General features: G+C 67.5%; 11 protein-coding genes. 3 read left to right on the top strand and 8 right to left on the bottom strand.

The window, feature by feature from the left end:
- Positions 1-50 precede the first annotated feature (50 nt).
- The 5 genes from ACP69V_RS00135 to ACP69V_RS00115 form a co-directional block, all read right to left on the bottom strand.
- Complete coding sequence (locus tag ACP69V_RS00135; RefSeq protein WP_426022155.1) at positions 51-1,040, bottom strand: FecR family protein; 990 nt, start codon at positions 1,038-1,040, stop codon at positions 51-53.
- An 87-nt stretch (positions 1,041-1,127) separates the two neighbouring features.
- Positions 1,128-1,709 (bottom strand): RNA polymerase sigma factor, encoded by a 582-nt coding sequence (locus tag ACP69V_RS00130; protein ID WP_426022154.1) that lies wholly within the window; start codon positions 1,707-1,709, stop codon positions 1,128-1,130.
- Positions 1,710-1,754: 45 nt separating this feature from the next.
- Positions 1,755-4,523, bottom strand: a complete 2,769-nt coding sequence (locus ACP69V_RS00125) for a TonB-dependent receptor (protein ID WP_426022153.1) — start codon at positions 4,521-4,523, stop codon at positions 1,755-1,757.
- A gap of 140 nt (positions 4,524-4,663) precedes the next feature.
- On the bottom strand, positions 4,664-6,511 hold the full coding sequence (locus ACP69V_RS00120) for a Ca2+-dependent phosphoinositide-specific phospholipase C (protein WP_426022152.1): 1,848 nt from the start codon (positions 6,509-6,511) through the stop codon (positions 4,664-4,666).
- A gap of 171 nt (positions 6,512-6,682) precedes the next feature.
- Positions 6,683-7,045 (bottom strand): hypothetical protein, encoded by a 363-nt coding sequence (locus tag ACP69V_RS00115; protein WP_426022151.1) that lies wholly within the window; start codon positions 7,043-7,045, stop codon positions 6,683-6,685.
- Positions 7,046-7,265: 220 nt separating this feature from the next.
- Between ACP69V_RS00115 and ACP69V_RS00110 the strand changes: the two genes are divergently transcribed.
- From ACP69V_RS00110 to ACP69V_RS00100, 3 genes are read left to right on the top strand one after another with little or no spacing between them, the layout of a single operon-like run.
- On the top strand, positions 7,266-7,601 hold the full coding sequence (locus tag ACP69V_RS00110; RefSeq protein ID WP_426022150.1) for a hypothetical protein: 336 nt from the start codon (positions 7,266-7,268) through the stop codon (positions 7,599-7,601).
- Positions 7,601-8,281 carry a response regulator transcription factor gene (locus ACP69V_RS00105; protein WP_346494761.1) on the top strand — a complete coding sequence of 227 codons (681 nt, stop codon included), beginning with the start codon at positions 7,601-7,603 and terminating at the stop codon, positions 8,279-8,281. The genes ACP69V_RS00110 and ACP69V_RS00105 overlap by 1 nt, the downstream gene beginning before the upstream one ends.
- Complete coding sequence (locus ACP69V_RS00100; protein WP_426022149.1) at positions 8,278-9,720, top strand: sensor histidine kinase; 1,443 nt, start codon at positions 8,278-8,280, stop codon at positions 9,718-9,720. Before ACP69V_RS00105 ends, ACP69V_RS00100 begins: the two co-directional genes overlap by 4 nt.
- Here ACP69V_RS00100 and ACP69V_RS00095 read toward each other — a convergent pair.
- From ACP69V_RS00095 to ACP69V_RS00085, 3 genes are all read right to left on the bottom strand, one after another.
- Positions 9,717-10,400, bottom strand: coding sequence for a Crp/Fnr family transcriptional regulator (locus tag ACP69V_RS00095; RefSeq protein ID WP_426022148.1), 684 nt, complete (start codon positions 10,398-10,400; stop codon positions 9,717-9,719). The genes ACP69V_RS00100 and ACP69V_RS00095 overlap by 4 nt on opposite strands.
- 208 nt (positions 10,401-10,608) lie before the next feature.
- Positions 10,609-11,775, bottom strand: coding sequence for a glutathionylspermidine synthase family protein (locus tag ACP69V_RS00090; protein ID WP_426022147.1), 1,167 nt, complete (start codon positions 11,773-11,775; stop codon positions 10,609-10,611).
- A gap of 3 nt (positions 11,776-11,778) precedes the next feature.
- Complete coding sequence (locus ACP69V_RS00085; RefSeq protein WP_426022146.1) at positions 11,779-12,519, bottom strand: PspA/IM30 family protein; 741 nt, start codon at positions 12,517-12,519, stop codon at positions 11,779-11,781.
- Positions 12,520-12,529: the final 10 nt, after the last annotated feature.

Genomic DNA, 12,529 nt, shown 5'->3' with positions numbered 1-12,529 from the left:
TCCGTGAAGCCCTTAGCGCAGTCCCATGACAGGTCTGCGATACGGCCGCCTCACTCCGCGCGGATCAGCCGCCGGCCGTCTTCGTCCTGCACGATGCGGATCGGCAGCAGGGCCGCCATCCGGGCCTCCAGCGCATCCTCGCCCTCCAGCGGCAGGATCACCGTCACACGGGTGCGTCCGAGCGCAGGATCGGCCAGGACCAGGGGATGGTCCGAATAGCGGGCGACGGCGGCGACCACGGCCGACAGGGGCGCGTCCTGGAACACCAGGCGACGCTTGCGCCAGGCCGTCGCCATCTCGACGTCGGCGGCGGTCTTGCGGATGCCCGGCTTGCCCGGCTGGAAGTCCGCGCGTTCGCCCGGCGACAGCGTCAGGGCGCCGTCCAGCGCACCTTTGGCCGTCGCGTCGCGCGTCCCGACCGCGACGCGACCTTGCAACAACGAAATCTGCGCGCCGTCGCCGGTCAGGGCCGTGACGAAGCGCGTGCCGGTCACGATCACCCGACGATCCCCGACCGTCACCTGGAAGGGGCGGGCGGTGTTATGGGCCACCTCGAAATAGGCCGCGCCGCGCTCCAGCGTCGCACGGCGCGCATCGTCGCCCAGGTTCACGCGGATGGCGGATCCCGCGTCCAGCGTCACCCGCGATCCGTCGTCCAGGGCGACGTCGGTGATCCGGCCGGGCGCCGCCTCGTAGAGCCGACCTTGTTCGGCGCCCTTCAACATCGGGACCAGGACGACGGCGGCGGCGACCGCCGCCACGGCGAGGCCCGACGCCAGCAGTGGACGGCGCGTCGTCGACTTGCGCTCGGAGCGACGCAGGGCCGCCAGATCGCCGGCGAAGGCGCTGCGCAGGGGCTCCAGCGCGGCCTGGTCGGCCTTGGCCTGTTCATACTGACGCAGATGGTCGGGGTCGGCCTCCAGCCATGCCATAAGGCCCGCCTGTTCGCGCGCGCCCGCGCCCGGCCGCGCCATGCGGGCCAGCCACGCCTCGGCCGTCCTTGGACGAGCGGCGATCAGGATGTTCAGGCGCTCCAACATCAGCGTGGCGATTTCCTTTTAGACGCGCGGTGCAGGTCGCCTTTGCGGCCCGCCTCAAAAAACACAACGATCCAGCGGCGAGACACCTCAGTCGCCCCGCGATTTCTTCAGTTGACGGAGGGCTTCGGCGATATGTTTTTCGACCATGCTGACGGATACGCCCAGCCGTCCGGCGATCTGGCGATAGGTCAGGGCTTCGAACCGGTGCAGCAGGAAGGCGTCGCGGGTCTTGGGCGGCAGGGCCCGGATCACGGCGGCGGCGGCGGCCAAATCCTGTCGGCGGATCAGGCCCGTCTCGGCGTCAGGCGTCTCGCTGGCGATCGCGCGCGGGCCCTTGTCCAGGTCATGGATGTCATGGGCGCTGCGTCGTGCGGTCTCGCGTCCGTCGGCCTTCCAGCGGTCCAGCTGGATGTTGCGCGCGATGACGAACAGCAGGGGGCGGGCGTCGGCGCTGTTCAGGTCGTGGCCAGCGCGGTGGAAGCGAACGAAGGCCTCCTGAACCACGTCCTCGGCGTCGCCGGCGCCGCGGGTCTTGCGCAGCAGATAGGCGACCAGATCGGCCCGCAGACGGTTCACCTCGGCCTCGACGTCGGTGTCCGGCGCACGCGCAAAGACGCCCCCTCCTGAAAAGGAGGAGGCGTCACGGCGAGGCGAACGCGCGGGGATCACGCGCTCGCCTGACAGTCAGGGCAGGGGTTCAGGTCCACGAACGGATCAGAACTCCATCCGCAGGCCCAGATTGATCCGGCGTCCCGACATTTCGTACATCGTGGGGAAGGACGGATCCATCGTGTAGCCCTTGGTCGCCTCGTCGGTGACGTTGATGCCTTCCAGGTTGATCTGGATGGCGTCGGTCACCCGGTAGCTGGCCGACAGATCGACCTGGCCGTAACCCTCGCGCCAGATCGGATACATTTCGTAGCCGATGGCTTCGACGTATTTGTCCTTGAAGTTGTAGGACGCCCGCGCCTGGAACTTGGCGTTCTCGTAGAAGAGGGTGACGTTGTAGGTGTTGTCGGCCAGGCCGACCGGCGGGGTGGGAATGCCCAGCTTCGACGTGCCGGTCAGCGAGCTGTCCAGAACGGTGTAGTTGGCGTTGATCCCGAACCCTTCCAGCGGCGCGTAGAACTGTCCGAACGGCACCACGGCGACCAGCTCGACCCCGCTGACCTCATAGGAGCCCGCCTCGTTGATCGGCTGATAGACGTCGAAGGTATAGACGCCGTCGATCGTGCCGTTGGCGTTGTATTTGGTCACGTTCGGCACGGTGCCGGTCAGGGCCTGACGTACCACGCCCTCGATCTCCTTCCAGAAATACGAGACCGCCAGCAGGCCGCCGTCGCCCAGATATTGCTCCAGCCCGACTTCCCACTGTTTGGCGTAGGTCGGCTTCAGGTTGGGGTTGCCGTCGGTGAAGCGGAACGAGTTGAAGCTGGCCGTGCGCTTGTAGGCCAGATCGGTCAGGGCCGGGCGGATCAGGGTCTCGGACGCCGCTGCGCGCAACACCAGGCTGTCGGTCAGTTCGGCCGTGACGTTCAGGCTGGGCAGGACCTTGTCATAGCCGCCGTCGCTGGAGATCGGCTCAGGCGTGTAACCGGTCGAACCGTTCGGGTTCTGAATCTGGTGATAGCCCGACGAGGTGATGGAGGTGTCGATATAGCGCGCCCCGCCGTTGACCGTGACCGGCACCGGACCGATGTCGAACTCCAGGTCGGCCATGGCGTAAAGCGCCAGAACATCTTCCGTCACCTCATAGTAGTCGCCGACGTTGAACGGGGTGAAGAAGCCGTCGTAGCGGAAGGTGCGACGGGCGTAGTCGTTCGACACCTGGCTCCAGGTCAGGTCGCGGATGCTGAAATCGCCGCCGGGAACCAGATCGCCGATCGGCGTCAGCTCGCTTTGCGACATCGGGCGTCCCAGGTAGTCGACCAGGCCTGCGCCGGAGCCCTGGATGTTCAGCGAACCATACTGACGCTCCTTGGTCTTGTCCGTGTAACGCGCGCCGACCTGAACGCTCTTCAGCGCCGGGAAGACGCTCAAGTCGAGGTATTGGGTGAAGTCGATCTGGGCAGCGTATTTGTCGTCTTTAATGGCTTCGTAGTTGGTCTCGTAGCCTTCGAACAGATAGCTCGACGGTGAGTTGTACATGTCGATCGAGGCCGGATTGTCGCTCTGGATCGTCTCGCCGCCATCCGCCGTCCAGCGCGTCCGCGACGGCGCATAGGCGGTGTGTTTCAGGTTGGCGTAGTCCAGCGTCTTTTCGGCGCCGGAGTAGCCGGCCAGGGCGTGCAGCTTCCAGCTGTCGCCGCTCCAGTTCAGCTCGGTCCCGAACTGGCGATAGTCGGTCTCGTTGATCTGCTCCTTGCTGAGCATCTCGTGCTGGGTGGCCGTGTACGAAACGTCGCGCAGCACGACCATGCCGTAGTCAGCCAGGGTCGTGTCGTCATATTCGTGAATGGTCTCCAGCGTCGAGCGGCTGGAGGCCGAATAGGCGGCCGCATCATACTGGTCTTCGGTGGTCTCGTAGCGGCCGATCAAGGCGTCAAACGCCAGGCTGAACTCAGCCGACGGCCGGTACTGCAGCGAAAGAGAGCCGCCCCACTGGTCCTGGGTGTTCAGATAGGCGCGGTCGCCGACCTTGTCCTGGAAGATGATCAGGTCGGTCTCGGCGGCGTTGGCGCGGTTCTGGACGATGACGCCGGCGTCGCGCGCCAGGACGGCGGCGGCCTGGGCGCCGCGCGCGCCGGTCGAGGTCGCCAGGAAACGCGTCAGGGGACGGAAGTTGATGCCCGATTCCGAGTCCGTGCGGTTGGTCCGGCGGGCGGAAGAGAAGGACACCAGCGCGCCGAAGTCGCCCCAGGTGTCGCTGGCCAGGAAGGACAGTTTCGGGTCGGTCTTTTCCGAGATGGAGTTGTAGGCGCCCTCGACCGCCGCCACGACGCGACGCCCCTCGTAATCGAACGGACGCGCGGTCGAGATATTGACCGAACCGGCGATGCCGCCTTCCTCGTCCGCCGCGCGCGGGGATTTCTGGACCGTGACCTGCTGGATGATTTCCGAGGCGAAGATGTCGAACTCGACGTCTCGGCCGCCGCTGCCCGAGGCGGTCGCCAGGCCGTTGATGGAGACGAAGGTGAACTCGCTGGGCAGGCCGCGCACCGACACGCGTTGGCCCAGGCCCCTGTTGCGTTCGATGGTCACGCCGGGGATGCGCTGCAGCGCCTCCGCCAGGTTTTGCTCGGGGAAGTTGGCCACGTCGGTCGCCACGATCGAGTCGGAGAAGCCGACCGTCTTGCGCTTGATGTCGACGGCCTCTTCCAGGCTGCGGCGATAGCTGCCGGTGACGATGATCTCGTCGACCTGGGACACATCCGCCTGAGCCGGGGCCTGGGTCGAGACTTGATCGGCCGTTTGCGCGAAGGCGGCGAACGGCGAGACGGCCGCGACGACCAGCGCCGTCGTGCCGAGAATTCGGTTCTTCATTTGGACTACCCCCAGAGAGCTTGACGTGTTTCACCCGCGAAACACGTCGACCGGCCATGGCGTCACGCCGGCCGATCTACCGCCCTCAACGACGGCGTCACCCCGCCCCTCAGCGTGTGACAGCCGATTTCATCCAATGTTCACGGCGCTGTCGCGTTCGACCCCGGAACGGCCACTGACCCTGCCTTTGGGCGGGCCTGGGCGAGCGCCGCCTGCACCTCGGCGCGCGCCGCCTCCATGTCGCGACGGAAGGTCTCCGAGCGCTGTTCCGCGCCATAGATGACCGCGCCCGATAGGATGCCGGCCTCGGCGGCGCTGTAGCTGTGCGAGCCGCAAACGAAGCGGCTCTCGGCGAACTCGCGACCGCGCGCATACAGGGCGTCGGCCCGCTGGGGCGCCAGTTCGGCCAGGATCATGGCGATGTGCATCCCATGCGCCGAATGGCCCGACGGATAGTCGGGATTGCCCGCCAGGTGATCGCTCTTGGCCTCGCAGATCGGCAGGTCCGTGCCGATGTAGGGTCGCTTGGTTCCCCAGTGTTCCTTGGCCACGCCGACCACCGACCGATCGTTGCCCGACCGGTCCAGCAGGGCCGTCAGCACCGGCGCCTGTTCCGGCGTCAGGCGCACGCCCAGCGCCTGGGCGAAATGGTCGTATTTGTCGCCCGTGACGTCGCCGGTCGCTGTGTCCCAACGCGCCGTGCCGTGAAGGGCGCGGGTCTCGCGGAACACTCCGGCGTTGGCGATGTCGCGGGGCGAACCCGGCTCGGGGGGCGGGGCCAGCACCGTCGTCAGGTCCGGTCGATCCGCCGGCGCCAGATAGCCGCGAACCGGCGCGCCCGCGACCATCTCGACCGCCAGGCCATCGCAGCGGGGGGCCGCACGCACAGGGTTGCAGGCCGCGGCCTCGGCCCCCGGCAGCCGCACCTCATAGGCCGGGAAGCGCGGATCGGCCCAATAGTAGTCGGTCGAGACATATTGCGCCCCGCTGGCGAAGGCGGCGGTGCGGCGGCCCACATCGGCGGCCCTGGCCTCGACCGTGTCGGCGTCCGCGCGGGTGCGCACGATGAAGCCCTGGCGCACCGCCGCGCGGATGCGATCCTGCTGGGCCACCGGATCGTTCAGCGTCAGATAGGCGGCGGCGGGGCTGGCCTCGTCGGTGTTGACGAACATCGCCCGCCCTTGCAGCGACGGCCTTCCCGCCGCATAGGCCGCGACCTTCTCGGACCCTTCGTCCAAAGCAAAGAAGACCTTGCCGCGCGTCTCGCCGACCGTCGGCCACCCGCCGGCCAGCACGCCCTCGCGCAGGGTGGCGTGGTCGCCGCGCACCTGGTCCGGCGTGATCAGGCGACCGGCGTCGAACACCGCGCGGATCTCGGCATCCAGCGCGTCCCAGGCCGTCGCGTCGAAATCCAGCGGCGCCACGCCGCCCGGCATCGAGGCCACGCCCGTCTTGGCGTTCAGCATGATCAGGATCGGCGCGTGATCGGGATGGGCGGCCGACCAGTCGCGGATCTGGGTCAGACAGGCCACGAAGGTCAGGCACGAGCTGCGGAAATCCACGTCGGGCATATGCAGCACCTTCATCCCCGGCCGCGCCATGGCGTCCTGGAAGCCTGCGCTCGTCGGCGCGCCCTGGCCTGCTCGACCCAGGGCCGAGGCCGGACGCGCATAACGCCCGCCCTGGGGATCGTTCAGCACGTCGATCTCCAGCTGACGCGCGCCCGCGTCCAGCTGTTCGACCAGGGGCCGATGGGCGTAATCCAGCCCCGCCGCGCCGGGATTGACCGCCGTCATCGCCGCCAGTTCCGCCTCGGGAACGGCCAGTTTGTAGCTGTTGTGGGTGCCGACCGAGGCGATGTCGTTCATCCGCAACGACTGATCCATCCAGACCCGCGCACAGGCGTCCCCGCCCGCTGCGCCCACATCGGCGGCGGTCGGATCGCAGGACGACGCGCCCAGAAGCAGGGCGATGACAAGAGCGCTCATGATCGATCTCCGTTGGACGCGCGCGTGCTGTCGGCGTCTCATCGACAACGACGGAGAAGCACGCTTCCTCAACAGCGGCGTGACACGCCCAGGCCAAACGACGCGGTCGGCCAAACGAAAAGAGCGCGGCCTTTCGACCGCGCTCTTCAGCGTCAGGATTGAACCGGAAGGTTAGCCGCGACGGTTGTCGCGGTCGCGGCGCTCGTTGCGAATCTGGGCCGACAGGCGGTCGAAGCGGCGGTCCAGATCGGTGCGCTCCCAGGCGGTCAGGCCGCCACGGCGATAGTTGGCCTCCAGGCGCAGGATGCTGCTGAACTCGCCGCGCAAACGGACAGCTTCGCGGCGGCTGATCTGACCGTTGCGGACGCCCTGGTCGATGCGGCGGTCCAGGTTGGCCTGGCGGGCGTTGATCGACTGCCACGAACCATAGCCGGCGTGCTGGAATGCGGGCGGGCGATGGTAAGATTGGGCGAAGGACGGGGCGGCGACCGAAACGGCGGCCAGGACGATGGCGGGGACGATAAGCTTGCGCATGGCGATCTCCTTGAAACGGTCTGCGCCGGTCGGGGTGACCAGCGATGAGGAGAGTTGACCATCCGGCGGCTGAGCCGGTTCTGAACAGCGCCGATCAGATTCGGTTCATGTCGGTGACAACTTCGACAGGATCGGTGTTCGCCGGTTTGGCGCGACGCGGGCTTTAAACTATACAAAGTATTCAGCGCCCGTTCAGATGATTGGGCCTAGATCGGTCGCCATGTCCCGCAAACCCGCCAGCCTCATCTTCGCCCCCCCGGCCCTGGCCTTGGCCCTGGCCCTCGCGCCCGTCTTGTCGACGCAGGCGGTCGCCCAGTCGCGCGATCAACGCCAACAGTCTCAGGAACGACCTGCGCCGCGCGTCAGTCCGGACGAGGCGCGTCGTCGGGGCGGCCAGGCGGGCCGGGGTCGTCCGATCGACACCCAGCCGCGCCGCGACGGCAACTACTCCGTTTTGGTCGAACGCGACGGCCGCGTGCGCGAGGTCGTGGTCGACGGCCGCACGGGCCAGGCGCGCCCTGACAACAACGACAATCAACGTCGCAGGCCCAACTGATGCGCGTGCTTTTGGTCGAGGACGACGCGGACCTGTCGCGTCAGCTTAAGGCGGCGCTGGGCGACGCGGGCTATGCCGTGGATCACGCCCCTGACGGCGAGGAAGCCCATTATCTGGGCGAGAACGAACCCTATGACGTCGTCGTGCTGGATTTGGGCCTGCCCAAGATCGACGGCGTGTCGGTGCTGGAGCGCTGGCGGCGCGACGGCAAGACCACGCCGGTCCTGATCCTGACGGCGCGCGGCGCCTGGTCGGACAAGGTGGCGGGCTTCGACGCTGGGGCCGACGACTATCTGACCAAGCCGTTCCACACCGAGGAACTGCTGGCGCGCCTGCGGGCCCTGCTGCGTCGCTCGGCCGGCATCGCCTCTGCGACCCTGGCCTGCGGGGGCTTGCGGCTGGATCCGCGCGCGGCGCGGGCCAGCGTCAACGGCGAACCCCTGCGCCTGACCTCGCTGGAATACCGACTGCTGCATTACATGATGATGCATCAGGGCCGGGTCATCAGCCGCACCGAACTGGTCGAGCACCTGTACGATCAGGATTTCGACCGGGATTCCAACACCATCGAGGTCTTCATCGGCCGGGTGCGCAAGAAGGTCGGGTCCGACCGGATCGAGACCGTGCGCGGCCTGGGATACCGGCTGACGCCTCTGGCGGGCGAATCCGAAGCGGCGTGACCGAGGCGTCGGCTTCCAGGCTTCAGGATTGGGGCCGCTGGTTCGGGCGGCCTGGTCGCTCGCTGACCCGGCGGCTGATCTGGCTGGCCTCGGCCTGGATTCTGGTGGCCCTGGTCGTCGCCGCCCTGGTCCTGACCCAGGCTTTCCAGGAATCGGCGCTGCGGCGTCTCGGGGTCATGCTGAACGAGACCATCGACGAGATCGTGGTCGCCGCGAGCCGCACCCCTGAAGACGAGGTCGTTCCCCAGATTCAGGACGCGCGGACGCTGCGCCTGCTGTCGGGCAAATACTGGCAGATACTGGAGGCGCAGCCGGATGGGCGGTTGGTCAGCATCGCGCGATCGACGTCCCTGTGGAGCTATGACCTGACGTTGCCGTCCGATCTGCCGCAACGGCTGGACGCGGCATTCGGCGACGTCATCACCTTCAACACCATCGGCCCAAAGGACGACGCCGAGACCCGTGAGCCGCTGAGCGTGGCCGCCAGCATGAAGTCCATTCCCCGGCACGAACATCCGGTCATCTTCATCGCCGCCATCGACCGCTCCGATGTGGACGCCGACACGCGCCAGTTCGCCCGCGTCACCTGGATCGCGATGCTGATCCTGGGGCTGGGCCTGGTGTCGGCGGTCTTCATCCAGGTTCGGATCGGCCTGCGTCCCCTGTTCGACCTGCGCGACGAGATCGCAGACGTGCGCAAGGGCAAGTCGGCCCGGATCGGGCGGTCCTATCCCCTGGAAATCCAGCCCCTGGCCGAACAGGTCAACCGTCTGCTGGATCATAATCAGGAGGTGGTGGAGCGTCAGCGCACCCACGTCGGCAACCTGGCCCACGCGCTGAAGACCCCGATCTCGGTCATGCTGGCCGAGGCCGGGACGACCCCAGGCGAACTGCCCGAACTGGTGCGGCGACAGACCAAGGTCATGCAGGGCCAGGTCGATCACCACCTGCGCCGCGCCCGCGCCGCCGCCCGCGCCGCCCACGGCCTGGGCGAGACCACGCCCGTCGCCGAGGTGCTGGACGAACTGGCGGTCATGATCGAACAGGTGTTCCGCGACAAGAACGTCGAGATCGACTGGCGCGCGCCCGACGACCTGTCCTTCCTGGGCGAGCGTCAGGACCTGCAGGAGATCCTGGGCAATCTGATCGAGAACGCCGCCAAATTCTCCAAACGCCGGGTGCGCGTCTCGGCGGGCGGCAGCGGCCTGGGCCAGATGATCCTGGTGGTCGAGGACGACGGGCCGGGCCTTCCGGCGGACCAGCGCGACACGGTCATGCAGCGCGGCGCGCGGCTGGACGAGAGCGCGCCGGGTTCGGGCCTGGGCCTGTCGATCGTGGACGACCTGACCCGCGCCTATGGCGGGCGGCTGAACCTGGCGGACAGCGACATGGGCGGGCTGAAGGCCGTGCTGGAACTGCCCGCCGCCCAGGCGGACTAGAGCGGGTCGCCGCCCCGGCGGTAGCATTCGCAGGCGGCGCGTTCGAGCGCCGCGCGATCCAGAACCGTGATCCGGCCGCGCGAATAGGCGATGGCGCCGGCCTTCTGAAGCCCCTGCGCCGCCTCGTTCACCGTGGTGCGCTGCGATCCCAGCATCGAGGCCAGATACTCCTGCGTCAGGTTCAGGGTGTCGCCCTCGACCCGGTCGTGACAGCGCAGCAGCCATTTGGCGAACCGCTGGCCCGCGTGGTGCAGGGCGTTGCAGGCGGTGGACTGCTCCAACTCGCCCTGAAGCCGGGCCATATAGTCGCCGACGGCGTCGCGCACGCCCGGACGCTGGGCCGACAGGGCGCGAAAGCGCGCGGCGTCCACCCGCCGCGCCGTGCCGGCGACCTGGGCCACGCTGCGGGTGTGGGCGTGGTGCGGCACGACCGAGGCGACGACGCCCAGCACCCCCTCGCGCCCGATCATCACCGTCTCCACCGTGCGTCCGTCCTCCAGCACCGCCACCGAGGAGCAGAAGCCGCTGTCGATGAAATGCAGGTGTTCGATGACGTCGTCCGGCTCGTGGAACACCCCGCCAAGCGCGAATTCGACGGGTGTAGCGATCGCCAGAAGGGCGTCCCGGTCGTCGGGTTCCAAGCTGTGAATCAACCGGTTGCCCGGGGGGAGGCTGCGCATGAGTTCGCGCATAAGGCGATCCGCGCCTCTCGTCTGTCGGAACCCGACACAGCGTGGCCGTATAGGAGAGTGGTTCTTGGGGAAAAGCGTGACTTTACCGACATATGTACGGAATCGCTCGCACGTCGGAACGCTATGGACCGCTCAGAAGGCCGGCGCCCTTCCCGTGCAAGGGAAGTCGAGGTCAGGCGTAATTCGAGGCGTGACCTCAGCCCCGGATGAAGTGCGGCACGAAGCGCGAGGTGTTGCGGGTGATCCGGCCCGTGTCTTCGCGCAGGCTGATCCCCGCCGGCTCCGTCCCGACCACCCATGAGCCGACGATGACGTGGTTGCCGTCGAACAGCGGCGGATCGCACAGCGCCTGACGGATGTAGCGCCCCTCGCCATAGCCGCCGTCCACGACCTCGGCCGCGCTGAGGCCCTGGTCGATCAGTTCGACATTGTCGCCCTCGCGCGAGAACAGGGGCTTGCGCACATAGGACGACCCCAGCGAACCTTCGGCCGGATCGCCCTCGAAATAGGACTCCAGCAGATTGGGGTGGCCCGCATGCCGTTCCCACAACAGGGGCAGGATGGCCTTGTTGGACAGGATGCTCTTCCACGCCGGTTCCAGCACCGTCACGTCGGCGGTGGGCAGGGGGGCGGCGTATTCGTCGCGCAGCATCTGCTCCCATGGATAGAGCTTGAACATCGCCTGGATGATCCAGTTCTCGTGGTCCACGAACCGGCCGTCGGCGTTCAGGCCGATCTGGTCGATGGCGACGAATTGAGGGTCCAGCCCTGCCTGACGCGCCAGGTCTTCCAGGAAACGCACCGTCTGGCGGTCCTCGACGAACTCGGCGTCCGAGGCGAAATGGACGAAGCCGCCGTTCGGGAAGATGGCGCGGAATCGATCGACCAGCTTTTCGTGCAGGCTGTTGAACTGGTCGGCGTCGGCGGGCAGGGCGCCGGCCGCGATCTGGTCCTCCAGCCACAGCCACTGGAACACCGCCGTCTCATAGATGCTGGTCGGGGTGTCGGCGTTGTATTCGTAGAGCTTTGCCGGCCCCGTGCCATCATAGGCGAAGTCGAACCGGCCGTAGAGGGACTGGTCGCCCCGTTTCCAGCTGGCGGCCACATAGTCCCGCATGGTCTCGGGAATATCGAGCTGCTCCATCAGCCGCTCGGACTGAACGGCCTCATCGACCAGCTCCAGGCACAGGCCGTGCAGTTCCTCGGTCGGCGCCTCGATCCCCTCCTCGATCTCGGCCAGCGAGAAGGCGTAGGCCGCCGTCTCGTCCCAATAGGGTTTGCCGTCGGTATGGCGCCAGGTGAAGCCCAGTTCCTCGGCCTTGGCGTCCCAGTCGGTGCGGGGATCGAAGCGCAGACGCTCCATGGATCAGGCCGGGTCTTTGTCAGGCGCAGACTGCCCGATGCGCGGCGTGACCACCGTCACCTCCGGCTGGCTCAGGCGAGCCAGGACGTCGTCGGCCGACGAATGACCGGGCAGGATGCCGGCCTCGCGCAGCTTGGCGTCCAGGTCTGCGCCGGTGCGGCGATCCTCCAGCGCCTGATTGGCGTTCAGCTTCTCTTCCTGGATGGCCTGACGCTGCTTGATGCGTTGCAGGCTGTCCGCCGCCGAGCCGATGCGCGACTGCGCGCCGGCCGAGTTCAGGGCGACCGAGGTCTGGGCCTTCTGGACGGAATCGTTGACCTTGACGATGTCGATCTCGCGACGAAGCGTCTCGATCTTCTGGTCGGTCGCCGAGATGGCGGTGCGCAGGCGGGTCTCGGCCGTCTTCATGTCCTCGATCAGCGGGCCGCGGCTGTTGATCTCGACCTCCAGCTCGGCGATGCGGCCGGCGACTTCGCGGGCCAGGTCGGTCTTGCCCTGGCTCATGGCCGAGCGGGCCGAGCTTTCGTATTTGGCGATCTGGTCGCGGAAGCTGACCATCTCGTTTTCGGCCATGCGGCGGCGCGCCACCAGGCCGGCCAGGTCGTCGCGCGCCTTGCCTTGAGCATTGTCGGCGTCGCGGATTTCCTGGTCGAGGATTTTCAGCGCATTGGCGTCGACGACGCCCTGGGCCGCGTCATGGGCCGAACCCCGGAACAGGGCGGACAGTTTTCTGAGCATGGACATGGTCGGTCTT

Origin of the sequence: Brevundimonas sp. PWP3-1b1 (assembly GCF_049896065.1) — a bacterium.
In the GTDB taxonomy this organism is placed as follows: Bacteria; Pseudomonadota; Alphaproteobacteria; order Caulobacterales; family Caulobacteraceae; genus Brevundimonas; species Brevundimonas intermedia_B.
The sequence above is the reverse complement of the archived record's forward strand: the minus strand, read 5'-3'. Positions and strand labels throughout refer to the sequence as shown.

Excerpts from the sequence above, each read along its gene's own strand:
- ACP69V_RS00135 (WP_426022155.1), bottom strand. The coding sequence starts at position 1,040 with ATGTTGGAGCGCCTGAACATCCTGATCGCCGCTCGTCCAAGGACGGCC.
- ACP69V_RS00125 (WP_426022153.1), bottom strand. The coding sequence starts at position 4,523 with ATGAAGAACCGAATTCTCGGCACGACGGCGCTGGTCGTCGCGGCCGTC.
- ACP69V_RS00120 (WP_426022152.1), bottom strand. The coding sequence starts at position 6,511 with ATGAGCGCTCTTGTCATCGCCCTGCTTCTGGGCGCGTCGTCCTGCGAT.
- ACP69V_RS00115 (WP_426022151.1), bottom strand. The coding sequence starts at position 7,045 with ATGCGCAAGCTTATCGTCCCCGCCATCGTCCTGGCCGCCGTTTCGGTC.
- ACP69V_RS00110 (WP_426022150.1), top strand. The coding sequence starts at position 7,266 with ATGTCCCGCAAACCCGCCAGCCTCATCTTCGCCCCCCCGGCCCTGGCC.
- ACP69V_RS00105 (WP_346494761.1), top strand. The coding sequence starts at position 7,601 with ATGCGCGTGCTTTTGGTCGAGGACGACGCGGACCTGTCGCGTCAGCTT.
- ACP69V_RS00095 (WP_426022148.1), bottom strand. The coding sequence starts at position 10,400 with ATGCGCAGCCTCCCCCCGGGCAACCGGTTGATTCACAGCTTGGAACCC.
- ACP69V_RS00090 (WP_426022147.1), bottom strand. The coding sequence starts at position 11,775 with ATGGAGCGTCTGCGCTTCGATCCCCGCACCGACTGGGACGCCAAGGCC.
- ACP69V_RS00085 (WP_426022146.1), bottom strand. The coding sequence starts at position 12,519 with ATGTCCATGCTCAGAAAACTGTCCGCCCTGTTCCGGGGTTCGGCCCAT.